We start from the raw sequence: 24465 nt of genomic DNA on the forward strand, positions 1-24465 counted from the left end.
AATGGTATCAAGGGGAAAACCGCCCTTGACACCATTTCACCCGCCTGTTGAAGAATGGTTAAGGTTGGAATGATAAATATCATCAGGTTTCTTTAAAAAGTGTTGCATTTAATATTGCAATTTAAGATATTATGCTTTTTGCTTATCTTGCAGGCAAATATCTCTCAATATATACCGTATCACCCTTAATATATGCCAATTCGGGGAAAAATTGCCCACCCATTTCCTTCTCGTCCGGGGGCCGGGTAATTACATCAGCTATCCTCAGTTGGGTAGGCTGCAAATTCAGAGCAACAACCAGCGCTTCCTTGTTTCCGTTTGCGCCTGCATGAACTATGCCGCGAAGCGAACCCATAACAACAACATGGCCGGTTGCACATACCTCACCTCCGGGATTTACATCCCCGATTACCACAAGATTTCCATCAAAGCTCACCAATTGGCCTGAACGTACAGTACCTCTATGGAATTTTGTAATACCTTCCTCCAGTCCCTTGAAATAGAAATTACTCATTCTTATTTTGGAGTGGAGCTTAGGCTGCTGTTGTTCAGGTTGAACCTTAACGGGATCCTCCGTGTCCTCTTCAAAGCTGTTTATTTTTGCTCCGCTTTTATCCCTCAACAGTTCAAAGATCTTTCTTTCCTCTTCTTTTGATAGTTTTTTCCCTCTGTACTTTACAGAAAGAGTTGCCCCTTTAAAAAACCTTCCTGACGAGGCAATCTTCTCCTCGATTTGATTGAATATTGTACTATAATCCTCGTCTTCCTTCATTATAATGGTAAGCCAGTTCAATGACCCCTTAAAAATAACACTGCCCTCATGCATTTATGAAACCTCCATTATATGTCAATTTATCTCTTTTATAACGCTCCAATACTCTGTATATACAAACTAACGGGTGAAACTTGCCTTATCTATAACAACCTTGTCTTGAGGCAAGCTGTTATTGTTCATACCAAAATATTCTTTTAGTATATCTTTGGCGACAGGTGCCACCTCGGATCCCCAAACACCATGCTCTATTACCACCGCCACAGCAATTTTCGGATTGTCGGCCGGAGCATATGCAATAAAAACCCCATTTGACGATTGTCCCAGATGCTCAAGCCCTGTCTCAGGAGTACCGGTTTTTCCCGCTACCTTAAAAGGAAAATCGGAAAAAAGTTGATTAACTGTTCCATCTTCGGCATTTGCAACAGCCAACATACCTTCATGAACAATTTTCATTGTTTCCACTTTTATAGGCAGTTTCTCGTACTCAGGCTCGCTTTTTAGCACCGTTGAACCGTCATATTTACGTATTTCCTTTACTATATGAGGCTTGTATTTTGTGCCTCCGTTTGCCAAGGTACTAACGTAATTTGCCAACTGAATCGGAGTAAATGCATTGTCAAACTGCCCAATTGCACTTTGAGCTGTATCGGCAGGTCTCCAGTCATCGTTCCTGATCTCCTTTTTGCTCTGCTTGTTTGCCCTAGTCCCTTTTCGTTCCCCGGGCAGCTCAATACCTGTATACTCACCAAGTCCAAAGTTTTTTGCCCATATATCTATATTGTCTATCCCCGTCTTTACTCCAAGCTCGTGAAAATAGATATTGCAAGAAGTAGCCAAAGCCCTTACAACGTCTATTCTTCCATGACCGTAAGTTGGATACTCCATGCACTTAAACGTCCATCCTCCTATTACATGGGTTCCCTTATCGGTGATATAGCTATTCTGCGGAGTTATTGCCCCTGTTTCAAGTCCTGCAATGCTGGTCACCGGTTTGAACGTAGATCCGGGAGTGTACCTTCCCTGTATCGCCCGGTTGAATAACGGCTGATTCTTATCATCGGTCAAAAGAGTACTTATGGTCTTCTGAGCCTCCTTATCCTGCACTCCTGCCAAAAATACAGATGGATCATAAGTAGGATAGCTTGCCATAGCCAGCACTTCTCCGCTGTCTACATCAATGGCAACAGCCGCTCCAGCGAAAGCATCCCCAAAGTTCTTCTTATAATCAGCCTTGGATTTAATTCTCTCGATATTATTCTCCAAAGATTTCACTGCTGCTTTCTGAAGCCTCAAATCAATCGTAAGAACAACATCATTGCCGGGTATTGCAGGTTCGCTGCTAAGCTCTGCTGTGAGCCTGCCATTGGTATCAACCTCAACCCTCTTCTTCCCGTTTATACCCCTCAACTGACTTTCCTGAGTCTTCTCGATGCCATCCTTTCCAATCATATCATTCATGCTGTAACCATTGTCCTTATAATTCTTATACTCATCCTCACTGATAATACCTATGTGTCCTAGTACATGAGCTACCGAACTGGCATCCACATACTTTCTCTGGGGAATTATATCAATAAGAACTCCCGGAAACTCATGACTTCTTTCCTCAATCTGCGCAACGGTTTCAGCTTTAACATCCTTGGCAACAAGCAAGGGATTTGTCGCTGAATATCCCTTTATCAGCATATCATACTTTATAGTCATTATCTTATATGCTTCTTCATCGGTATATTGGTCATCAATATAGAATTTTTTTCGAAAATATTTGAAAACATCCTCTGGAGTTCCTAAAAGTTTGATATCTTCCGCTTTAGGAACCATGTCCGCTTTCCATCTTTGAAGTGACTCTTCGGACTGATTTCTTGAACCAAAGGCTATAGGGTTGAACGTAAGGTAATAACTTAAATTCTTTTCATAGGAGTCACCATTTTTTTCAAATATACTTATTAGTTTAAGTATCATTTCACTTTTTTCGTTTTCTGACATGCTGGTCTTTGCGATTTTTACGGCATATCCCATCCTGTTAACAGCAATAGGTATCCCGTTCCTATCGACAATTTTTCCTCTAGGAGCAATAATATCCCTCTCTGCTAAAAGTTTGGTCTGGGATTTTTCATCATAGTATTGTCCATTTATAATCTGAAGGTTTACCAACTGAGTTACGATTATGGCAAAAATTAGAGTAAAACCGATTACCATGACCTTGTATCTCTCGCCTATTTTATCTACAGGCTTCTTCTCACCCATACTTTCACCCTCCGTTCAATTCTCCGACGTCCGGGGACCCCCATACACTTCATTGACCTTATATATCCCAAATACACAGCAATAATTTATGCCCAATGCACTAATAACGTCTCGAAAGCCGGTCCAATTCTTCAGACCAGTGGTTTATCTTTAATACTATCAAAAAAATAACAATCGATACTATACTATTATAAACCGCTTCGGGCAAAATTACATATTTAAACGGAAAAACCAGGTCTAAAGAACCTTTAAAAAACATACTGAAAAAATAGACAGCAAATTCATATACTATTGTAGAAATAAAAGTCGTAAAAATAGCTACCAAAACATTTTCTCTGTATAATCTTTTATTTATGAAAGCGACCCCAAGGCCGAGATAGAGGCCCAATAGGGCATAAAAACCAATAACCCTTCCGGAAAGCATATCCTGAGTCAACCCACAAAAAAACCCAATTACAGCACCTTCGACATTACTTCCAAGAAGTGCTACTGATACAATCAATATCAATAATAGATTCGGCTTGACATTAAATACACTGATGCTTCCTAAAACAGTTGACTGAATCAACGCTATAATAAATATAAGGACAGCATATGAAACTATTTTAACTCTCATCGGTTGTCTTCGCCTACTTTATCAAAATTATCCTTGCTTTCAAGTACAAATACCTCTTCAAGCCGTTTGAAGTCAACAGCAGGTTCAATAATTGCATACCTGTTAAGATCACTGGATTTACGTCTGACTTCTTTAACCTTGCCTATAATAATACCCTTTGGATATATGCCTCCCAATCCTGAAGTCTCTATCGTATCTCCAACAGATATGTCCACATCGGGGAAAATATTGTCTAGCCTACACAATCCTTCATTCTTGAGCTGCAAATCACCTTTGACAAAGACCAGATCCCTCGTTTTAGACAGTCTTGCACTTACGGTACTGTCTTCGTCAATAATTGTAATTACCTTTGATGAAACAAGGTCGCTGCTTATTACTCTTCCCACAAGACCGTCCTTTGTTATTACAGCTGAATCAACAGTGATACCGTCAGTTATTCCCCGGTCTATGGTAAAAATATTAAACCAGTTGCCTATATCCTTGGCAATAATATTTGCCCCAAGGAATTCTACATCACTGAATTGATCTTTTATATTTAATGCCTCTTTAAGCTCTTTATTCTTTTCCCTATAATCGGAGAGCTCCTTCACTTCTTTTTCCAGCTCGCTAATCCTAAGCTTCAGTGCTTCATTTTCTTGATTTAAGGCCTCTACATTCTGTAAGTAATCAGCAGCCCCCTCTACTCTGTCCCCAATATAGTTTATAAACTCTTGAAAAGGACTTAACACAACAGTAAGAACATTGCTGACAGAATTGACCTTACTATTTTTTCTAACAGACAACCCCATTATAATCAAAATTGCTACTGTAACTGCCAGCAATATAAACAGCTTATTTTTTAAAAAACGCAAAGAGATTATCTCCCTTCTATCTAGGTTTTCTAGGAGAAATTAGCACTTTCTTTAATGTTTCAATTTCATCAAGTACCTTTCCAGAGCCCATAGCCACACAGTCCAAAGGATTGTCGGCTATGGATACGGGCATTCCCGTCTCCTCCCGGATAAGTCTATCCAATCCACTCAACAAAGCCCCTCCGCCGGTGAGCATTATGCCCCGATCCATTATATCCGCCGCAAGCTCCGGAGGTGTCTTCTCCAAAGTAAATTTAATGGCTTCCACTATAGAGTTTATAGGCTCCTTTATGGCCTCCATAACCTCTGACGACGTAATGAGTATATTCTTTGGCAACCCGGTAATAAGATCTCTTCCTCTTATTTCCATAGATTCTTCCTTTGCTCTAATATAGGCAGAGCCTATATTTACCTTAATTTCCTCGGCAGTCCTTTCTCCTATCATTAAATTATATTCCTTTTTAATGTAGTGTACAATAGAATCATCCAGCTCATCTCCAGCAACTCTAAGAGATTTGCTTGTAACAATCCCACCAAGAGATATAACCGCAACCTCGCTGGTACCTCCTCCGATATCAACAACCATACTTCCCGATGGCTCTTCAACAGGAAGATTTGCTCCTATAGCAGCTGCCATAGGTTCTTCAATGAGGTAAGCCTCCTTTGCTCCCGCCTGAATGGTTGCCTCTTCAACTGCCCTTTTTTCAACCTCTGTAACGCCCGACGGAACGCAGATAATAACTCTGGGCTTTCCAAATACGCCTTTTGACATGGCTTTTCTTATAAAATACTTTAGCATACTTTGGGTAACTTCAAAATCTGCAATAACTCCATCCTTCATAGGTCTTATTGCCACTATGTTCCCCGGTGTCCTTCCTATCATATCCTTTGCGGCATCACCCACCGCAAGTATTTCGCTGTTCTTTTTATTTATTGCTACCACTGAGGGTTCTCTTACTATAATTCCTTTGCCTTTCACATGAACTAATGTATTTGCTGTGCCTAAATCAATTCCTATATCTCTTGAAAAAAAACTCATTACTTCTCTCCTCCCGAACAATTCGTTTTCACAATTTGTCTTTTGTAATACATCAACACGGTTACAGCCTAAACTTTTCTAAAGCACAGGAACTCCAAAATCTTTCAGCAAATCCGACAGTCTTGCCAACGGCAAACCCACCACATTGAAATAACAGCCTTCAATTCGTTCCACAAGCAGAGCTCCCTTTTCCTGAATACCATAAGCTCCTGCCTTATCCATGGGCTCTTTTGAATCAACATATGCCAAAATAGTATCGTCCGACAGTTCTTTCATCTTAACTCGGGTAACCTCCAAACTTTTCACACTTTCAAAGTCTGCTGTATCAATTATTGATATACCCGTCATCACTTCATGCCAGCTTGCGCTAAGATGCTTCAGCATTCGAATGGCATCATTCCTGTCTTTAGGCTTTCCCAATATTCCATCCTTAACAACTACAGTATCTGCACCAATAACCAAGTATCTATTTTTTCCATTATCTCTATTGGCTACTTTTCTGGCAACATCAAGAGCCTTATGGTATGCAAGATGCTGCACCAGTTCATCAGCTTTAAGATTCTCTTTATTGCTTTCATCTATATCGGACAGAACAACCTCAAAGTCAAGGCCTACCTGTCTCAAAAGCTCCGACCTCCTAGGTGATGCAGACGCCAGAACAATTCCTATCATATCCACCTCATATAAACAAACCATTTTTTAAAATTATACAGTGAAATCAAATTTGATATTAAACAGAACATCCCAATTTGACTGTAATATAAACTTAAGCATATATTATATTATAATCATACATACTGTCCTATTTCAACAAAATATGAATTTTTTTGATTAATTTCTCGTTACAAATCCATAAGCCTTATATACTTTTATATATTTGTTTTTAGCTAATTATACTATACTAACCAAAGGATTAAAATAGTAATTTTTACTGCTCCGTAATTTCGGACATATTCTCTTTTTCGTCCTTGATTTTAAGAGCAATACTGTTTAGGCTTTCTATTATCTTGCTCATATCCCCAATACTTAATTCACGTATATCTGTCTGTTCGACCCCGACCGCATCAAAAATCCTTGCCAACACTTCGGAGTCATCGGGATTCATGCCCATATTCTTTATTCTCTGCTTAAAATAATTGATTTGTCTCTCTGTCGCTTTCCTTTTTATTGTATGGACTAATCCTGCCTGTTTTTTCTCCTGCCCTTTATATATACTGCTTTGAACAGAGTTAAACTCCTCATCAAGAAGCCTTGCCTCTTCAGGAGCCAGCCAATCATTTTCCCCCATCAACTTTCTGATTATCCTGTCACATGCCCCAGTTATAGTCTTTTCCAGCCCGAATTCTTTGTCCTCTATGATATCTTTTGCAATTCGGAATTTTTCCCAATCGGTAAGGGAAAACTCCGGATTTTCCTTTACAATAGCCTTTTTGCCTCCTTTTGCAATTTTTCCATTTTCATCCCTCACGGTATTCTTATCTTCTATCCTTTGGGCGACATATTTCTGATACCTGTTGTAATAATCAATTTGCTTTCCATCAACTATAATTTGTCCGCTAGTCATATCTCTGCCCCTGATTTTAACAATAAATGATGGTAGTTCCACCTCTCCAAGTCCGGGAAACTCCGCTCTGTTTTCTTTTAAAGTGTTGATTGAAACATCTTCAATCGATATTCCCTTTTCCTTTGCTTTCTTAAAGAGACCTTCGGCTTTCATCCTCAATTCGCCGCCAATAGCCTTATAAAAGTCTTTTTCTTGATTATATATAATTTCCGGCAACATGCCGTCAATTTCCTTGGTTCGACTCTTATCCATGATATTTCCCATGTTTTCATCTCCTTAATTGCATCTCTAACTTTTTACTTTTTGATTACCTTTTTTTGTTTAAGGATATCATTCAATTCTTAAGTAAAAATCATATTTATTATTTGAATAAATACCGCTTGCAAAACAGCTTATTTTTTCATCCACAAGAAGTATTTCTTCCCTTTGCATTTTTTATCTAAGAACAACAAAATGTATTTATATATTTATTTTTTTAATTGATACAGCTTATATAGGTTTTTAATGAAAGTTTTTGTGTGTTGTTAATTTTTTTATACTTCTCTTTTTCATTCATAAGAAGTATAATATATATAAGGGTATATAATTATGTCAAGAATCAATGGTGATACTTATGAAAATTGAGAAAATAAACGAAAACAAAATTAAAGTAACTATTTCGATTGACGATTTAGTAGAAAGAAACATTGACTTGGATACACTAAATTATAATACTCCAGCAGCACAGGAATTATTCTGGGATATGATGGAACAGGCAGAGATGCAGTTTGGTTTCGACGCTTCTGATTCCCAGATATGTGTTGAGGCTGTCCCTGATTCTGATGAAGGCTTTGTTATTATAATCACGAAGCTTGATGAGGACGGGGAATTCGAGTCAATTCAGAAATATATAAAAAATAGATTTAGAAGATCCGATCTTCGAGTAAGAAAGAAGACTTCTAGGGTTTCTTCTTCTTTAGTTATATATTTCTTTAATGATTTTAATGATTTATGCCAATTAAGTCAGAAATTAAGACATATATATTCAGGGGAAAGCACTCTGTATAGGCTTAAAGGGATTTATTACCTAATTCTTACCAAGAACTCATGGTCTGTGGAGAATTTAAACTCATTTGAGTTTATTCTAAATGAGTTCGGAAGCAAGGTTAATAATATCAGCTTTTACGAGGGCTATCTAAATGAGTATGGTGAGAAAATAATTGAGTATAATGCAGTCGAAACAATAAACGACTACTTTTAACTGGAAATCTCCGGATACTTTTGGGCCGGAGATTTTTTATTTGGGCACTTGGAATGAAATAATGAGGCAAAAGCGGAAGGCCTTGATGTCCCGAGCTTTTATTTAGCCTCAGGCTTTTTCTTGCTGGCTTTATGTTTGAGACTTAAAAACAGTAGTCCTTTACTTTTTGACTTATATATTTTAATATATAGACAACGCAATATGTTTATTACATTATAACATAGACGGGTTGGATAAAGATGCCATCAAAGAAAATTGTACCGAATAAATTTGAACAATTCCTTAAAAACAGGGAAAGTCTTATCGAGCAGTACGCAAAAGGTGACCTGACAAAGGAGGAGTTTATCGAAGCAAACTACAGATGCATTAATTCTCTAGATATAAAGCCCTTTCAAAAAATTGATAACGTAAAAAAGGCGATATACAATTATCAATACTATAATGTTCTTGCTAAATACTATCAAAAGAAGGCCCATGACCTGAATCATAAAAACGAGGCGCGAAGTGATTTTCTTGAACAGTCCAACTATTTCTATTCAAGAAAGGATGACGTTACATCGAAGCTTCTTAAGCTTCTGGACTTTAGAGGAATCGAAGCGTACTTTGTAAAGGTAATGTCTAAAAACCTCAAAAGAAAGCTGTTTGAGATTGTTCTTTTGGACTATGACAACGTTATTCTTCACTCCAAAAGCGAAGCTATTTTAAATATGCTTATAAGTGAAAAGGTTTTTATCAATGAAGTAAGAAATTCTTTAGTAGACAGCTATATAAATCAAAAATATTAGCATAACATTCCTTCTCACTCCACAACTTCCATGAGAAGGAATGTTATATCATCTTTAATCTTTTTGTTGCCGGCAAATCCAAAAACACTGTTCGAAATCAACTGTGACAACTCCCCCACAGGCTTGCTGTGGTTTTCTTGCAGAATTTTTTTCAATCTCATATCTCCAAAAAAACTATTATCTGTATTCTGCGCTTCAATAAGGCCATCGGTATAAAATAAGATTTTCTCATTGTTATTCATCTTTAATATATGATTTTGATATTCCCCATCATAGAACTCAATAAACTTGCATATCGGAAAGCCCTTTATCTCTATCTCAGATATTTCTCCTGACGGTTTAATAAGAATAGGTGCAACATTAAGACCGGCCGAGGAATAGGTCAGTATCTTTGTGTTCTTGTTGTATACCGCATAAATCATGACAATGTATACATTTTCGTCGAAATTTGTATTGTTGAAGGAGCGGTATATATTCTCCAGAACCTCCGATGGGCTGAATATGTTAAATTCGTTTATTTCCATCTCTATCAGCGTCTTTATTGTCTGATTCAAAAATATTGTCAGCATCGCTGCAGGCACACCATGCCCAGATACATCCCCAATATAGAACCCTATATTGTCATTGTCAATTTTGAAAATATTACAAAAATCACCACTTACCATTTCAGATGAATAGTTTTTCACTTCAAACCGTACCTTTTCCCAATCCTGATTACGCAACGTGAAAACAGACTTCTGTATATCCTGAGCGTATCTCAAATCCTCCATCAGCTTCTGATTCAGCTTTTCCAGCTCCTTGGTTCTTTCCTTGACTATCATATCCAGGCTATCGGCATGGTCTCTCAACTTCTGTTTGGCTTTAGAAAGCTTACGATAAGGCTCCTGTATCTCGTTAATAAAAATTGCCCTGAAAATAATGAAGAATGCTACAAATTTGTATACGTGACCTAGGTAATTGTATATGTCATAAACACTAAAATATAAAACAAAAGCAGCTTCGCTAAAAATACCTATCTCAAGAGAAATACACAGAAGAAGCACCATTTTGTTTTTTGTAGCTTTATACTCACGGATAAACATTAAAATAGATATAGCTACCAATATTATAATCAGGTACTCAAGACTAATCTTATAAGGTGTAAGACCTATCCCCTCAATATACATCGGAGGTAATAATGTAGGATAATAAGTAACCAAATACAGCACCAGAATACTTATAGCAAAGGGAACCGCAACAAATACTATGCGGTTTGTTCTAAACTTAACGTTAATAGGTATGAGGCTTGCGGCTAAAAAACCAAGAGCTGTGATCATTCTTGCAATAATCCAGAGGGTTGTGGCTCTGTTTGCACAGTTATTTTCAATCAAAAATGCAGGCATACCCTTAAAGCTTAATGTATGAAAAGCGTCTAGCATGCCAATCGCAAGGAAAACGCTGCCCAGAAAAACAGAACGCAGATTCCCGGTCTGATTATAGGTATAATATGATACTACAAAAACGGTAAAGGAAATCAACACACTTGTAAATTCAAGCACATTGTGCCATGCTAAAAAACTCTCAACACTCATTATCGCACTGAATTGGTCCTTAAACAGATAGGCGATTCCAAATATCAAATTGGAAAAAACAGCTATTATTACAAGCAGTGCATATTCCTTATACTTTAAAAAGGTGTCTACAAACTTTCTCATCGCTTGCCCTCATTATTGTTAATAGCTTGTTTCATTTTTTACTACATTTCTAATTCTATCATTAGATATTTTAATATGCAATTGCTTAATTATTAATTATATTAAATCTATATGAATAGTCTTCTTAAGACTCACTTTTTAAGGATTATCCATATAAAGAACAGCCGCTTTACATTCAAAACGGCTGTTTTTTTATACTTCCATATTAATTTTTTATACTAATCAGTTTGCATTTACTGTTCAATCGCAGTAGTTTCATGATCCAAATCTTCCAGTTGCGGAGGTACTTCAGGCACAGCACTCTTTTCCTCACCGGAAACGATCTTCTGCTTGTTCTTCGGCTTGGATTTAGCCAGAGCTGTACTAAGCACTGTCTCCATATCTTCTGCAATAACAAATTTTATTGTCTTCCTTACATTTTCAGGTATCTCATCAAGATCTTTTTTATTGTCTGAAGGAATTATAATTGTGTCTATTCCTGCTCTATGAGCAGCAAGCACCTTTTCCTTAACACCCCCTATAGGAAGAACTCTTCCTCTTAGGGTTATTTCTCCAGTCATAGCTACATTTTTTCTTATCGGCTTTCCGGTTAATGCAGATACCATAGCAGTCGCAAGGGTTATACCCGCTGAAGGCCCGTCCTTTGGAATAGCTCCCTCCGGTACATGTATGTGAATATCATACTTGCTGTAAAAGTCCTTATCTATTCCATAAAGTTCTGCTTTTGAACGTATATAGCTCATTGCGGCCCTGGCAGATTCCTTCATGACGTCTCCCAACTGTCCTGTAAGCTCTAGGCTGCCTTTGCCTTCCATAAGTGTTACTTCAATCGATAAGGTATCTCCGCCGACAGGAGTCCATGCAAGACCTGTAGCAACACCCACCTCATCCTTTTCATTTGCCATATCATATCTATATCTTTTTGTTCCCAGATACTTTTCTACAGTACCTGCAGTAATTTTAACTGTCTTTTGATTTGAGGAAACCAGCTTTTTGGCTACCTTCCTGCAAACACTGGCTATTTGCCTTTCAAGTCCCCTTACTCCGGATTCTCTTGTATAGCAGTTTATTATCTCTCTTACAGCCGATTCATCTATTTTCAAGTTGCTTTTCTTAAACCCATGGGCCTCAATCTGTTTTGGGAAAAGATACTTTGTTGCTATCTGGACTTTTTCCTCCTCAGTGTAGCTAGACAAGGATATTACTTCCATTCTGTCCAAAAGAGGCCTTGGCACTGTATCAAGGTTGTTTGCCGTAGTAATAAATAACACATCCGACAAATCAAAGGGAAGCTCCAAATAGTGGTCTCTGAAAGCATAATTCTGCTCGCCGTCAAGCACCTCAAGCATCGCCGATGCAGGGTCTCCTCTAAAATCACTGCTCATTTTATCAATCTCATCAAGCAAAATGAGAGGGTTCTTAGAGCCTGCCTGCTTCAAAGCAGAAATAATTCTTCCGGGCATAGCTCCCACATAAGTTCTACGGTGACCTCTTATCTCTGCCTCATCCCGAACTCCTCCTAAGGACATTCTCACATAGTTTCTGTTTAAGGCACGGGCAATTGACTTTGCAATTGAGGTCTTACCAACCCCCGGAGGTCCTGCGAGACAGAGAATAGGTCCTTTGAGATCATTTTTCAGCTTTCTTATAGCAAGATACTCAATTATTCTCTCCTTAACCTTTTCCAATCCGTAGTGATCTTCATCAAGAATCTCCTGCGCCCGATCCAAATCTATGATTTCTTCCGTTTGCTTATTCCACGGCAAATCAAATATCCAGTCAAGGTATGTTCTGATAACCGATCCTTCTGCAGATCCCGAAGGCATTTTAAGAAGACGATCCAGCTCCTTTAATACCTTTTTCTCAATTTCCTCACCAAATTTACCTTCCTCAAGCTTTCTCTTATACTCTTCAACTTCGCCGGTAATACCGTCTTTATCTCCCAATTCATTCTGTATGGCCTTTAACTGCTCTCTAAGATAATATTCTTTTTGACTCTTGTCAATTTGCTTTCTAACCTTTATATTAATATCTCTTTCAATCTGCATTATGTCAATTTCTTTAATGAGAGTTTCCAAGAGCTTTCGAAGTCTTATTTGGGTTTGAAACTCGTTTAATATTTCCTGCTTTTGCTCCACCTTCAGCATTAAGTTGGAAGTTATGATATCCGCCAACTGGTCAGCATCTTCAATGTTCATGATGGACAAAACAGTTTCAGGAGAAACTTTATTATTTAGCTTTGAGTATTCCTCAAAGGTGGATAATACCCTTCTCTTTAGGGCTTCTATTTCTGTCTGACTGCTATCCTCTTCCTCAAGATATATCTTTTCTACAACTTCCGCCATAAAAAAAGGTTCTATCTGTGTAAACTCGCATATTTCCGCCCTGCTTATTCCTTCTACCAAAACCCTTATTGTATCGCCCGGAAGCTTCAAAAGCTGTTTTACTTTTGATATCGTACCTATAGTATAAATATCATCTGTATCGGGCGAATCGTTTTTCGCATCCTTTTGAGTAACCAAAAAAATCAATTGATTATTTATCATTGCTTCTTCTAAAGCTTTAATTGACTTTACTCTTCCAACATCAAAATGCAAAATCATATAAGGAAATACTGTTAACCCTCTAAGGGGCAATAAAGGTAAAACCTGTTTTTTAATAACCTTCTTTACTTCGGACATTTGACCATCCCCTTACTATTATTTGAGGTTTTTAGCGAAACCTTTAAAACCCAATACCAAACCTCTTTTTAAGTCCATAAGCCGCAAAATATGTTTGGCATTGTAAAACCAGTTGCATTAAATACTTAATTTGTATGTTTTTCATAATAACAAGTTCTATAAAATCTGAATACGTAAGTTAATTGTATCTTGATCTGCTACTAATATTTTTATACCCTTTTTTATATGTCTTTAACAGCGTATAAAAACAGCTAGAAAGTAAAGGCAACGGACATATGCATTATATAGTTGTGAATCTTCATTATTATAACCTTTACTTAATTTTATTTCAATTATTTTTATCTGGAATTCAAGGGAACAGCTTCATTATTATTAGATATTGCAAAACAGATACCCTAATCTATGGGTTATTACACATCGATTCAAAGAAAATTTACCCGTTGTAGAAAAAATTACTTGTCTACAATTAATTATACTACTCTTTTACGTCTGCTAAAATAGGTCTAAATACCCTTTTTTTACTTCATAAAATTTTGAAAAAAAACTCAAATAAAAACATTAGTTCTATTGAATACTATTAAATAAAATTATATAATTTTTCTGTTATATATGTTGCAATATCCGAAATCAATGTAAAATATTTATTGCAAAATATATAGTTGCCAAGTATGCCAAATTAGTTACAAGCAATTTAAGTACAAATCTAATATAAAAATGGAGTGAAAAAGATGATAAATATAATAGATGGGGGAGTTACAGCTCCAAAGGGATTTAAAGCATCAGGAGTTCCCTGTGGACTTAAAAACAATCAAAAAAAGGATCTTGCCGTTGTATGTTCCAATGATATAGCAGTTGCGGCAGGAGTTTTTACAAAAAACGTTGTAAAAGGACATTCTCTTCAGGTTACTATGGATCATATAAAAAGCGGATATGCTCAGGCATTGGTTATAAACAGCGGTAATGCCAATGCTTGTCTTGGAGAGCAGGGCTATAAAGATGCAAAAGAAATGGCCTCTCTCACCGCCCAGCTTTTGAACTGTGATACCGAAAACGTTCTTGTCGGTTCTACAGGAGTAATCGGGATGCCACTTAATCTTCCAAAGGTACGTTCCGGTATAAGGACCGCGGTTTCAGGTCTCTCGGAAGAAGGCGGACACGATGCTGCTGAGGCTATTATGACTACAGACCTTGTCTCAAAAGAGATAGCTGTAGAGTTTGAAATTCAGGGAGAAAAAGTCAGAATTGGAGCCATGGCGAAAGGCTCAGGCATGATTCACCCCAATATGGCAACAATGATAGGAGTAATAACCACAGATGTAAATATCTCTAAAGGACTTTTAGATAGAGTACTCAAAGAAGTAATAACCCATACTTTCAACCGAGTATCTGTTGACGGAGATACCAGTGTTTGCGATATGGTTGTCATTCTTGCCAACGGGGAAGCAGATAATGAGGGTATTGTAAAAGAGAATATTGAGTATTCAACTTTCAAGTCAGCCCTTGAATATGTGTGCACATACCTTTCCAAAATGATTGCAAAAGACGGTGAGGGTGCAACCAAGCTTATTGAAGTTGTTGCCGAAGGTGCCCTGCATGCTGAAGATGCATATAAGGTTGTGTCTGCAATTGCCAAGTCTCCTCTTGTAAAAACAGCCATCTTCGGAGAGGATGCAAACTGGGGAAGAATTATAACAGCTGCAGGTTATTCCGGTGCGGACTTTGATCCAAACCTCGTTGACATCTTTATAGGAGATCTTATGGTATGCCGAAACGGTACCGGATTAAAATTCGATGAAGAAAAGGCAAAAGAAATACTTAAGGAAAACGAAGTTAAAATTAAGATTAATCTTAAGAGGGGAACTGCCTCCGATAGAATCTGGACCTGTGATTTCTCATATGATTATGTAAAAATAAACGGAAGTTATAGATCCTAGTATACCCTAATAAAAGCTCGGGACATCGAGTCCCCTCACTTTTGCCTCTTTTATTTCATTCCAAGAGGCCAACTAAAAAACCATGTCCTTTAAACTTGCGACATGGTTTTTTGGTGTATTCCGTCAAAATCTCTTAAGCTTATATTTGATTATCCTTCGAAAAGTTGATATAATATTATTAAGAGTCAAGCAATTCACATCCAATTTATTTTTGTTCGATCCGTGAAATTCCATAGTAAATAAAACCATTGCGAAGGGAATGATATAACTATGTCGCAGCAATACGTTATTTTTAAGCTAAACGATGAATACTTTGGCGTCAACATAGCTCATGTAATGGAAATTATTTGGCCGCAGGAGGTTTATAAGGTACCGGATACCCCAGCTCATGTAGATGGAATTATAAATGTTCGAGGCAAGGTTTTCGCACTGCTCAATTTAAAGAAGAAATTCAATCTTCCGGATACAAAAACAATTGATGAAGAAGCAAAAATGCTTATAATTATGATAAATTCCAAAACTCTTGCCTTCATGGTTGATGTTGTTGATGAAATTGTATCCATTGAGGATGAAAATATAGAACCTGCCGCTGAGTCTGTTTCAAGCAATTATAAAAAGTATCTCAAAGGTTCAGCCAAGGTTCAGGACCGCTCCATACTTCTTATCGACTTTGAACCCATATTAAATGAATCCCACAAATAGGTTTTTGATTCCATACTCTAATAAGCACTATTATTAAGTTCTTACTCCCAGTATATGTATAAATCTAATGTCGACCCAGTTATACTTTGTAATGGGGTAATAATCCCTATCGTATGTATGAGCCGCTATAAGTATGTTTTGAAGACTTACCGGGGACCCTACTTGCACCACAACCGGAGAATGATCAAAATTCGGAGCTCCTCCAAACGACAGCTGGATTATATCTCCGGGCTCTATGTCTCTGACATCTGACTCCTGTGCATAGGGTCCTGACCCCTTATTGTTTACCAAAAAGTTGTATAAAAAATTTACTCCAGTCCACGAAGCAGTCCTTCTATTTGAATCTATATAATACCAGCCATATGTCGGAGTATAATTCATTACATTACTGCCTGCAAATAAAACCTGAGATGCAAAATTTGTACAATCGCCGCCAAGTTTATCAAAACTAAAATATTTGGGATTACGTCCAAAAGCCCACTTATGTGCATACTCCACTGCCCTAGACCTATTATAAGGCCGAACTAATCTTGTGCCATCAATCATTTATTATTATCCTTTACTTCTGATACCAACCATTGCCTACAACATTGTTATGATGATTCTGCCGTAATTATTAATGTTTTATATTTAATATTCTTACCTTTTTTATCCTTTGGATAATTATATATTGATTTTGGGAAAATTTTGTGTTACAATGGTTATTGTTAAGAGATTTAATTAATTCCCTGACCCATGTTCTCCTTTATTAGTTTGGATGAATATGTCTTGTCTCGAATAAGTTAAATCCAAATTATTAAGGAGGGCTGCATAATGCCAGATAAAACTTTAATTTGCAAAGATTGCAACGCTGAATTTATCTTTTCTGAAGGAGAACAGGCTTTTTACGAAGAAAAAGGATTCCAAAATGAACCTCAAAGGTGTCCTACTTGCAGACAGGCTAGAAAACAACAGAGAAGAAACAACGGTTTTGGCGGGGGAAACAGAGGATTTGGAAGAAACTTCAGCGATAGATGGTAAGATTTTTCTGAATTAATGTAGAAATTTAAAGGAGAGCACTAAAGCTCTCCTTTATTATTTGCCTCTTTACTTTCTCTTCCCAAAAGGAAACATTTTCAATAATGTGTTAATTACTTCTCCGGCAATACCAACAAAATCAAACAAGCCTTCTGTTCCTTCACTCACAGCCAGTATAGTATCACAGACAGATGTCTCCACTGCTTCAATTGCATCCCCAACTTTGTCTACGCTCTGCTTGACTCCCAACGTTACATCATTTACATTTTTAACGATGTCGGGAATAGTGTCTGCCGTCTTATTGATGTTATTTTCATTTTTCTCCACAAGCCTATCCATTCTCTTTATGAATTTATTCAGATTAATGAAAGTAATAATAATAACTACTATTAAGGCAGCACCAAGAGTATACATAATAAAATTAGCCACTTCGTAAGAAATTGTTATCGACACGTACATCCCCCCTCTTGATAAGCCAGAGGCATTGACCTTCCTGACTTATATGGTTTTTCCTTCGTAAATCGATTTGTCAAATTAAAAGCTTGGGACATCGAGCCCCTTCGCTTTTGCCTCTTTCATTTCATTCCAAGAGGCTAAACAAAGAAAAAACAAATTGTACAATTTGTTTTTTCCTTGCATTATTAAAGCTTAAATTTCTATTTTAGCCTTCTTCTTTATCACTCGCGTCCTCGCTGACTTCCTCAGACACTGCCACTTCGTCCTGAGCTTTGTTAGCTCTTATTTCAGCTATTTTTACTTTAGCATCGTTTATGGTCTCTCTAATTGTGCCTACAGCCTTCTTTGAAGTCTCAGACACCTTGTCGACAGCTTTCTTGGTATTTTCGGATACTACTTCAGCAGCCTTTCTGGCGTTTTTAGCAATATCTTCTCTTGTTTCCTTTCCTGATTTAGGTGCTAATAATACTCCTGCTGTTATACCTACAGCAGCTCCTACTCCTGCTCCTATTGCAGCATTCTTTGCAGCCTTTTTTCTTGCAGCTCTTTTCTTTTCGACTTTTTTCTTGTTAAGATAATCCTTCAATCTCATGTAAAAGCACCTCCTAGACTATAATGATTTTATTTGAAATCGTATCCACAAATAATATTATACTATACTTTAGAGGAAAAAACTAGTAACATTTTACCATTTATGCACTCTTTATTGCTTCAATTGACCTTGTATCAAGGTGCTTCTAAGAAATCTGAACCTGTCTGAGGATTATTTCAAACAATGTCAATATTTTATGCATCCTTTCCCGCAAAGGAAATAAGAAACTCATTTCCCTGCTTTACAAGCTCGAAATTCCACTGATAATCACCATATTCTGCCTCAATACTGTCATTAAGCCTTACAAACACCATGTATAAATCCCCTTCTTTTGCAACATTTGTTATCTGGGTAAATAATACTTCCCCCTTATTTATCATAAGATAATGCTTGGCATTTTGTGCTAATTCTTGCTTAAATTTTTCAGTAGAAATCTTCTGAGCTGCCTCAATATCCCCTCTATACATGGCTCGGATAAACTCTATTACCATCTCCTGAATCTTTTGATTATCTTCTTCATTTATACCTTTACTGGTCTCATATTCCGGAATAGAGACCCCTCCAATTTCCTTTATTTTCATCTTAAGTTCTTCGTTTTCTCTCTTCAAGCTCTCGTTCAGTTTTGCCATTTCTTCATTCTGCTGTTTAACGACATTATACTCATTTTGGGCATCTTTTAGCTGCTTTACAACCGGAACCTCCGGCAAATATGTTGAAGCAAAGGTTGGAAATACTACAATTGAACCTGTTATAAGAAACATACCAAAGAATATAGCCGCGGCAACTCCGGAAACGAAGCTTACCATTGGCCTTTTCCCCTCTCTTTTGCCCGCTTTTTTAACAATATTTTTTTTATTCATATTCAAAACATCCTCTCTAATTATTGATGATTCCTTAATATCTTGCAAACCCTTAATAATCTCCTTTGTTTCCCTATACTCTAGTTGGCAGTTTTCACACTCTGAAAGATGCCTCTCCATCATTTTGCTTAGTTCTCCGTCAATCTCCTCCATTATATACTCTTCCATAAGCTCTAAGAATCTTTCACAATTCATATATTCTCATCTCCTATCCTCCCGACTTTCATCAGCTTTCTTAATTCTTTAAGTCCATTGCTTAGTCGTGACTTGACAGTGCCTTCAGGAACCTCCACTATAGAAGCAATCTCCTTTATGGAGAGGTCCTGAAAATACCTTAATGTGAGTATAACTCTGCTCTCTTCTTTCAGTAAAGACAAGGCTTTTAGAAGATCAATATTTTCTTCCTTAGAATCTTCAAAAAACCCTTCATTCTCAATAAAATCCACAACGGTAACTCTTTTATTCCTCCTGAAATTATCGTTGCATTTGTTTATAAGTATTCGGTTTATCCAGGCTCTAAACTTCGATACATCTTTAAGCGTATCCAAAGACGAAAACGCCTTTAGAAAGGTTTCCTGACATATATCAAGAGCATCCCAGCCTGATTTTACTATCCCTAATGCGGTATAGTACAGCTCATTATGATACCTTTGAACGATCTTATCAAAAGCTTTTTTGTCTCCATTTTTTGCAGATTCAACAAGCATATCGATTTCCACCCCCACACCTCCATTTTCTTATTTATATAATAATGACGCTCGGTTACTTTAATTGGTTCAATAAATTTCATTTCACTCCAAGAGGCCAAAATAAAAACGCCAAAGTCCGGTCTAAAAACCTTCTTTGGCGCTAATTATAGCCAAAAAAACTTAAGAAATACTAGATTGCATTAATCTCAAGATCACCCGCTCCAATATCTATATCAATTTCTATCTTGTTTTCCGCCTTTTCATATCCCGGTGAAATATAAGAATCATTTTTTCTTTCAAGGGTTAGACCGTTAAAATCGATAGAGCTCATCAAGCCATCAACATCAATTTTGATACCTGAGTTTTTGGGTACAAATATTTTAAATTTGGCTGCACCGGCGTCAATATCAACCTTTGTGTTGGGATGTCTTTCTCCCAAAACCAACTTAATATTTCCCGCACCTCCATCCAATTCAAATTCCTCTATTTTTAGGGACGATAAATCCAACTCACCGTCAATGCCCCCGACATTTAAGTCAATATCCCACACCACATCTGAATTCAGTAAAATCTCCATTGGCTTATCCTTTGAGAAACTTCTTGTAGTAAAATCCTTCGTGGAAAACAGGTTCTTAATATCATCAAATGAAACACCGGATTCCAAATCAAATTTAATAGCAGCAACTTTATTATTTTTTTTATAATCCACTTCATACTTGACATCAGTTCCCGTTATAATTCCCTCAATAAGATTGGAGTCGGTAGATCCAATCTTTAGATTCAAGCCACTTAGATTCATCTTTAATTGCCCTTCCTCGGTTTTGGGCATTTTCTCCTCTGCAAACGTCCTGCTATAGTTCTTCTCGGTGTTCCTCTCTGATGCATTTCTCATTGTGCCGCTATAGAAACAGCCTGATATCAATAGCACCGCAAAAAATGCAGTCCACGTAAAAATCCTAATTAAATAATGTCTTTCGAAAATAAGGTTAATTCCCGCCACAATAAGCAGCAAAGAGATTATCATTGGTATATGATTAAAAACATAGTCTAATATTATATCCGGGTTCAGCATGCCAAACTGAACCAATATCACCATTACGCCTATGAAAATTATAAAAAGTCCAAAACCAATACCGCTATTATTCTTTTTCATGGCAAACGCCTCCTGCCTCTAAGAACAATCAGTGCGCCAATACCTATCAGCAGTAGAGGGCCAAAGAATTTAAAATCAATTTTAATATATTGCTTTAGTAAGAAAATAAGTCCAAGTACAATGAGACAAATGCCAATAAAGGTTTTGTTGCCCTGATAGTCTTTTTTTATATATTCATCATCATCTCCCAATACGCTGCTAAAATCCATATCTGGGTTATAATCATTATTAAATCCGCTTTGGGCGTGATCGGTGAAGTTATGCTCGCTGTTGCCGCCACCTTCAGGTATTATAAAAAAAGCTACAATATATGCAAATATCCCAGCTCCTCCGGATATTACAGTCGCTATCACAAAACCAAGTCTGATAATGGTAGGATCGACATTAAAGTACTCCCCTATTCCTCCACACACCCCCGATATAACTTTGTTCTGATTTGAACGAACCAGACCTGTTCTCATATAATTCTCCTCCTCTATGCTCCATGGCAGTTTTCCGACAGTGTAAGCAATTGTGCTTTTTGCTTCATATCATATAATACGGACATCACTAAAAAAAGTCTTAAAAAACAATAATAAAAAATATTTCTATTGGCACTTCTAAATATTCTGCAATAATTATTTTACATTGGTTTTTGATATTGTCCATATATACGAGATAAATATTTGTAATAGCTTCATTTCCTTAGTATAATAATTACAAAAGGACACATTTTTAGAAGGAGGTTTGTGTAGGAGGATCATGAAATTAAGATATAATATAAGACGAAGAAGAAAGATTATTGCATCTTGTAGCATAATTGCTGCCGTTGTCGCTGTTTCAACACTGATAATCGGAATCAAAAACAGCGTTAGACCTTCCCGGTTAATATCCGGGCCAAGCGGGACATACTCCAAGGATTATGCCCCCTCAGTATATTCCGACAGATTTATATCACTTTTTGAAGATATCCAGAAAGAAGGCTACCTTAGTGAAGAGGGGATTCCGTATCACTCCATCGAGACACTTTTGGTAGAAGCTCCGGATTACGGACATCTCACCACCAGTGAAGCCATGAGCTATATGGTTTGGCTCGGAGCAACCTATGGCAGACTGACAGGTGACTGGTCATACTTTAAGGATGCCTGGGATAAAACGGAACAGTACATAATACCCGCTCCCGAAAGGGACCAGCCCGGTACTAATGCATATATTCCCTCTCAGCCTGCCCAGTATGCACCGGAGGCCAATTCTCCCGAGAAATATCCTGCCCTCGGCGACAGCAATGCCCCCACAGGTATTGATCCTATTGCAGATGAGCTAGCCTCTGCATATGGTTCAAAAGCCATATATCAGATGCACTGGCTTCTGGATATTGATAACTGGTACGGGTACGGCAATCATGGGGACGGTACAAGCCGCTGTTCCTATATAAACACCTATCAGAGGGGAGCAGGAGAATCCGTATGGGAAACCATACCTCACCCTTCTTGGGAGGACTTTAAATGGGGACAGGTCAATAATGGCGGCTTTCTCGGCTTGTTTGGAAACTTTAGCGAGCCTGCAAAACAATGGCGCTACACCTCAGCCTCCGATGCCGATGCAAGGCATGTTCAGGCGACCTATTGGGCATACCTCTGGTCCAAAGAACAGGGCAGTGAAAAGGAGCTTGAACCCTACTTTGAAAAAGCATCAAAAATGGGTGACTATCTGAGGTATACTCTCTTTGACAAATATTTCAGGCCAATAGGAGTCCAGGATACCTCAAAGGCCGGCACGGGGTACGACAGTTGCCATTATCTTCTATCTTGGTACACCTCGTGGGGAGGCGATATCAACGGAACCTGGAGCTGGAGAATCGGAAGTTCCCATTCCCATCAGGGCTATCAAAATCCAGTGGCTGCCTACGCACTGGCAAATGAATCCGTATTAACGCCAAAATCAAAGAATGCAAAGAAAGACTGGCAGCAAAGCCTTAAACGCCAGTTGGAGCTGTTTCAATATCTTCAAAGTGCCGAAGGCGCCATAGCAGGCGGCGTGACCAACAGTTGGGAGGGAGCGTACGGTAAATATCCCGAAGGCACAAGTACATTCTATGACATGGCCTATGACTGGCAACCTGTTTACCATGATCCGCCTAGCAACAACTGGTTTGGATTTCAGGCATGGTCAATGGAAAGAATTATGGAGTACTATTATTTGACTGGAGACCATGAAATTAAAGACCTTTGCAAGAAATGGGCATCATGGGCGATAGAAAATACTCGTCTAAAGAGCAATGGAACCTATGAGATTCCGTCTACTTTAGAGTGGTCCGGTCAACCAGACCCATGGACAGGAAAGCCTTCCGCAAATGAAAACCTCCACTGCACTGTCAAAGACTGGACTGTTGACGTAGGGGTAACTGCTTCATATGCAAAAGCGCTTATCTACTATGCTGCCGCCACCGAAAAACACGAAAAGAAAATTGATGACAAGGCCCGCGAAACAGCCAAACAGCTTCTCGACAGGATGTGGCACAACTACAGGGGTAAAAAGGGTGTAGTCGCAAAGGAAGCAAGAGCAGATTACAAGCGTTTCTTTGATGAAGTCTATATTCCTAACGGTTTTTCCGGTATCAATGCCCAAAATGCAGAGATAAAGAACGGAGCGACCTTTATAGATCTGCGCCCGAAATATAAAAATGACAAAGACTATAAAATGGTGGAAGAAGCTATAAACAACGGCAAAGACCCGGTAATGACCTATCACCGTTATTGGGCGCAGGCAGAAGTGGCAATGGCAAACGCTATGTACCACATTTACTTTGAGCAAAAGGAAAACGGAATAGTACCAGGCGTAAACTCTGACGAAAATGTTTCTACGTCCGGGCCCAAAAAATCAGAAACACCGGAATCAACCCCGGATGTTTTGTCGTCTCCTGATACAACAATAACTGAAAGCCCGGCAAACACCAATGATCCAAATGAAAATCCTTCACCGCAGAATTCGTCAATACCATCCAACACGCCACATAATTCGTCCAACCCATTAGCTAGTCCTACCAATACACCATCAAGACCGTCTACAGGTAATAACAGCACTAGCAGCATCTCACTGCAATATGCCAACGGTAACGGTTCGGACACTACAAACACTATAAATCCGAGGTTTAAGCTCATTAACAACTCTAATTCGGCTGTTAATCTATCGGATATTAAGATAAGGTACTATTATACAATTGACGGTGAAAAGGCTCAGCAATTCTGGTGCGACTGGAGCTCTGCCGGAACTTCAAATGTAACCGGACAATTTGTCAAGCTTAACTCCCCAAAAAATAATGCCGATTATTATCTGGAGATAGGCTTTAACGGAGGAGCAGGCAGCATTGAACCCGGTATGAGTGTAGAGGTTCAGGCAAGATTTTCAAAAGATGATTGGTCCAATTACAGCCAATCAAATGATTACTCTTTCGCTTCATCAGCATCCGACTTTGGAAGCTCGAACCGCATAGCTCTCTATATATCCGGAAGACTTGTATCGGGAAACGAGCCCTAAAAAGAAGAAAAGAAATTCCATGAAAATAGAATAGTGATTGAGACAGGTATAAAA

At 38.0% G+C, this 24465-nt stretch carries 22 protein-coding genes; 6 read left to right on the forward strand and 16 right to left on the reverse strand.

Going from position 1 to position 24465, the window contains the following annotated elements; all coding sequences use genetic code 11:
• Positions 1-142: 142 nt before the first annotated feature.
• The 7 genes from minC to EFD62_RS08735 form a co-directional block, all read right to left on the reverse strand.
• Positions 143-826, reverse strand: coding sequence for a septum site-determining protein MinC (gene minC, locus EFD62_RS08705; protein WP_069194383.1), 684 nt, complete (start codon positions 824-826; stop codon positions 143-145).
• 66 nt (positions 827-892) lie between these two features.
• The gene (gene mrdA, locus EFD62_RS08710) at positions 893-3022 is read right to left on the reverse strand and encodes a penicillin-binding protein 2 (RefSeq protein WP_069194384.1); all 2130 of its coding nucleotides are present in this window, start codon (positions 3020-3022) and stop codon (positions 893-895) included.
• Positions 3023-3122: 100 nt separating this feature from the next.
• The gene (mreD, locus tag EFD62_RS08715) at positions 3123-3638 is read right to left on the reverse strand and encodes a rod shape-determining protein MreD (RefSeq protein ID WP_069194385.1); all 516 of its coding nucleotides are present in this window, start codon (positions 3636-3638) and stop codon (positions 3123-3125) included.
• The gene (gene mreC, locus EFD62_RS08720; protein ID WP_069194386.1) at positions 3635-4489 is read right to left on the reverse strand and encodes a rod shape-determining protein MreC; all 855 of its coding nucleotides are present in this window, start codon (positions 4487-4489) and stop codon (positions 3635-3637) included. Before mreC ends, mreD begins: the two co-directional genes overlap by 4 nt.
• 16 nt (positions 4490-4505) lie before the next feature.
• Positions 4506-5528, reverse strand: coding sequence for a rod shape-determining protein (locus EFD62_RS08725; protein WP_069194387.1), 1023 nt, complete (start codon positions 5526-5528; stop codon positions 4506-4508).
• Positions 5529-5606: 78 nt separating this feature from the next.
• Positions 5607-6200, reverse strand: a complete 594-nt coding sequence (locus EFD62_RS08730) for a Maf family protein (RefSeq protein ID WP_069194388.1) — start codon at positions 6198-6200, stop codon at positions 5607-5609.
• A 256-nt stretch (positions 6201-6456) separates the two neighbouring features.
• Positions 6457-7356 (reverse strand): hypothetical protein, encoded by a 900-nt coding sequence (locus EFD62_RS08735; RefSeq protein ID WP_069194389.1) that lies wholly within the window; start codon positions 7354-7356, stop codon positions 6457-6459.
• Positions 7357-7705: 349 nt separating this feature from the next.
• Here EFD62_RS08735 and EFD62_RS08740 point away from each other — a divergent pair, with 349 nt between their 5' ends.
• Together EFD62_RS08740 and EFD62_RS08745 are read left to right on the forward strand one after the other, a co-directional pair.
• A complete protein-coding gene (locus EFD62_RS08740) occupies positions 7706-8332 on the forward strand; it encodes an adaptor protein MecA (protein WP_069194390.1) in 627 nt (208 codons plus the stop codon).
• Positions 8333-8571: 239 nt separating this feature from the next.
• On the forward strand, positions 8572-9117 hold the full coding sequence (locus EFD62_RS08745; RefSeq protein ID WP_069194391.1) for a DUF6648 family protein: 546 nt from the start codon (positions 8572-8574) through the stop codon (positions 9115-9117).
• 14 nt (positions 9118-9131) lie between these two features.
• Here EFD62_RS08745 and EFD62_RS08750 read toward each other — a convergent pair whose 3' ends face one another.
• Both EFD62_RS08750 and lon read right to left on the reverse strand, forming a co-directional pair.
• Entirely contained in the window at positions 9132-10811 is a 1680-nt protein-coding gene (locus tag EFD62_RS08750; protein WP_128705986.1) for an MASE3 domain-containing protein, read from the reverse strand.
• 233 nt (positions 10812-11044) lie between these two features.
• The gene (gene lon, locus EFD62_RS08755; RefSeq protein WP_069194393.1) at positions 11045-13492 is read right to left on the reverse strand and encodes an endopeptidase La; all 2448 of its coding nucleotides are present in this window, start codon (positions 13490-13492) and stop codon (positions 11045-11047) included.
• A gap of 728 nt (positions 13493-14220) precedes the next feature.
• Between lon and argJ the strand changes: the two genes are divergently transcribed.
• Together argJ and EFD62_RS08765 are read left to right on the forward strand one after the other, a co-directional pair.
• On the forward strand, positions 14221-15426 hold the full coding sequence (argJ, locus tag EFD62_RS08760; RefSeq protein ID WP_069194394.1) for a bifunctional glutamate N-acetyltransferase/amino-acid acetyltransferase ArgJ: 1206 nt from the start codon (positions 14221-14223) through the stop codon (positions 15424-15426).
• 270 nt (positions 15427-15696) lie between these two features.
• Complete coding sequence (locus EFD62_RS08765) at positions 15697-16128, forward strand: chemotaxis protein CheW (protein WP_069194395.1); 432 nt, start codon at positions 15697-15699, stop codon at positions 16126-16128.
• 33 nt (positions 16129-16161) lie between these two features.
• On the opposite strand, the gene EFD62_RS08770 is transcribed toward EFD62_RS08765, so the two are convergent.
• On the reverse strand, positions 16162-16674 hold the full coding sequence (locus tag EFD62_RS08770) for an amidase domain-containing protein (protein WP_069194396.1): 513 nt from the start codon (positions 16672-16674) through the stop codon (positions 16162-16164).
• Positions 16675-16941: 267 nt separating this feature from the next.
• On the opposite strand from EFD62_RS08770, the gene EFD62_RS08775 reads away from it, so the two are divergent.
• On the forward strand, positions 16942-17148 hold the full coding sequence (locus EFD62_RS08775; RefSeq protein WP_069194397.1) for a zinc-ribbon domain-containing protein: 207 nt from the start codon (positions 16942-16944) through the stop codon (positions 17146-17148).
• A 66-nt stretch (positions 17149-17214) separates the two neighbouring features.
• Here the strand turns inward: EFD62_RS08775 and EFD62_RS08780 are convergent, their stop codons facing one another.
• The 6 genes from EFD62_RS08780 to EFD62_RS08810 form a co-directional block, all read right to left on the reverse strand.
• A complete protein-coding gene (locus EFD62_RS08780) occupies positions 17215-17598 on the reverse strand; it encodes a DUF948 domain-containing protein (protein WP_069194398.1) in 384 nt (127 codons plus the stop codon).
• Between the two features lie 208 nt (positions 17599-17806).
• Entirely contained in the window at positions 17807-18193 is a 387-nt protein-coding gene (locus tag EFD62_RS08785) for a YtxH domain-containing protein (RefSeq protein WP_069194399.1), read from the reverse strand.
• Positions 18194-18387: 194 nt separating this feature from the next.
• Positions 18388-19248, reverse strand: a complete 861-nt coding sequence (locus EFD62_RS08790) for a zf-HC2 domain-containing protein (RefSeq protein ID WP_235832605.1) — start codon at positions 19246-19248, stop codon at positions 18388-18390.
• The gene (locus tag EFD62_RS08800) at positions 19245-19772 is read right to left on the reverse strand and encodes an RNA polymerase sigma factor (protein WP_069194400.1); all 528 of its coding nucleotides are present in this window, start codon (positions 19770-19772) and stop codon (positions 19245-19247) included. Before EFD62_RS08800 ends, EFD62_RS08790 begins: the two co-directional genes overlap by 4 nt.
• 160 nt (positions 19773-19932) lie before the next feature.
• The gene (locus EFD62_RS08805; RefSeq protein ID WP_069194401.1) at positions 19933-20895 is read right to left on the reverse strand and encodes a LiaF domain-containing protein; all 963 of its coding nucleotides are present in this window, start codon (positions 20893-20895) and stop codon (positions 19933-19935) included.
• A complete protein-coding gene (locus tag EFD62_RS08810; RefSeq protein ID WP_069194402.1) occupies positions 20892-21356 on the reverse strand; it encodes a PspC domain-containing protein in 465 nt (154 codons plus the stop codon). The genes EFD62_RS08805 and EFD62_RS08810 overlap by 4 nt, the downstream gene beginning before the upstream one ends.
• A 280-nt stretch (positions 21357-21636) precedes the next feature.
• On the opposite strand from EFD62_RS08810, the gene EFD62_RS08815 reads away from it, so the two are divergent.
• Complete coding sequence (locus EFD62_RS08815; RefSeq protein ID WP_069194403.1) at positions 21637-24411, forward strand: glycoside hydrolase family 48 protein; 2775 nt, start codon at positions 21637-21639, stop codon at positions 24409-24411.
• Positions 24412-24465: the final 54 nt, after the last annotated feature.

Origin of the sequence: Acetivibrio mesophilus (assembly GCF_004102745.1) — a bacterium.
Classification (GTDB): Bacteria; Bacillota; Clostridia; order Acetivibrionales; family Acetivibrionaceae; genus Hungateiclostridium; species Hungateiclostridium mesophilum.

Coding starts and splice junctions, on each gene's coding strand:
- EFD62_RS08815 (WP_069194403.1), top strand. CDS start 21,637: ATGAAATTAAGATATAATATAAGACGAAGAAGAAAGATTATTGCATCT.
- mrdA (WP_069194384.1), bottom strand. CDS start 3,022: ATGGGTGAGAAGAAGCCTGTAGATAAAATAGGCGAGAGATACAAGGTC.
- lon (WP_069194393.1), bottom strand. CDS start 13,492: ATGTCCGAAGTAAAGAAGGTTATTAAAAAACAGGTTTTACCTTTATTG.
- argJ (WP_069194394.1), top strand. CDS start 14,221: ATGATAAATATAATAGATGGGGGAGTTACAGCTCCAAAGGGATTTAAA.
- EFD62_RS08810 (WP_069194402.1), bottom strand. CDS start 21,356: ATGAGAACAGGTCTGGTTCGTTCAAATCAGAACAAAGTTATATCGGGG.
- EFD62_RS08735 (WP_069194389.1), bottom strand. CDS start 7,356: ATGGGAAATATCATGGATAAGAGTCGAACCAAGGAAATTGACGGCATG.
- EFD62_RS08770 (WP_069194396.1), bottom strand. CDS start 16,674: ATGATTGATGGCACAAGATTAGTTCGGCCTTATAATAGGTCTAGGGCA.
- mreD (WP_069194385.1), bottom strand. CDS start 3,638: ATGAGAGTTAAAATAGTTTCATATGCTGTCCTTATATTTATTATAGCG.
- EFD62_RS08740 (WP_069194390.1), top strand. CDS start 7,706: ATGAAAATTGAGAAAATAAACGAAAACAAAATTAAAGTAACTATTTCG.
- EFD62_RS08775 (WP_069194397.1), top strand. CDS start 16,942: ATGCCAGATAAAACTTTAATTTGCAAAGATTGCAACGCTGAATTTATC.
- EFD62_RS08785 (WP_069194399.1), bottom strand. CDS start 18,193: ATGAGATTGAAGGATTATCTTAACAAGAAAAAAGTCGAAAAGAAAAGA.
- EFD62_RS08750 (WP_128705986.1), bottom strand. CDS start 10,811: ATGAGAAAGTTTGTAGACACCTTTTTAAAGTATAAGGAATATGCACTG.
- EFD62_RS08765 (WP_069194395.1), top strand. CDS start 15,697: ATGTCGCAGCAATACGTTATTTTTAAGCTAAACGATGAATACTTTGGC.
- EFD62_RS08805 (WP_069194401.1), bottom strand. CDS start 20,895: ATGAAAAAGAATAATAGCGGTATTGGTTTTGGACTTTTTATAATTTTC.
- EFD62_RS08725 (WP_069194387.1), bottom strand. CDS start 5,528: ATGAGTTTTTTTTCAAGAGATATAGGAATTGATTTAGGCACAGCAAAT.
- EFD62_RS08745 (WP_069194391.1), top strand. CDS start 8,572: ATGCCATCAAAGAAAATTGTACCGAATAAATTTGAACAATTCCTTAAA.
- EFD62_RS08730 (WP_069194388.1), bottom strand. CDS start 6,200: ATGATAGGAATTGTTCTGGCGTCTGCATCACCTAGGAGGTCGGAGCTT.
- EFD62_RS08790 (WP_235832605.1), bottom strand. CDS start 19,248: ATGAATTGTGAAAGATTCTTAGAGCTTATGGAAGAGTATATAATGGAG.
- minC (WP_069194383.1), bottom strand. CDS start 826: ATGCATGAGGGCAGTGTTATTTTTAAGGGGTCATTGAACTGGCTTACC.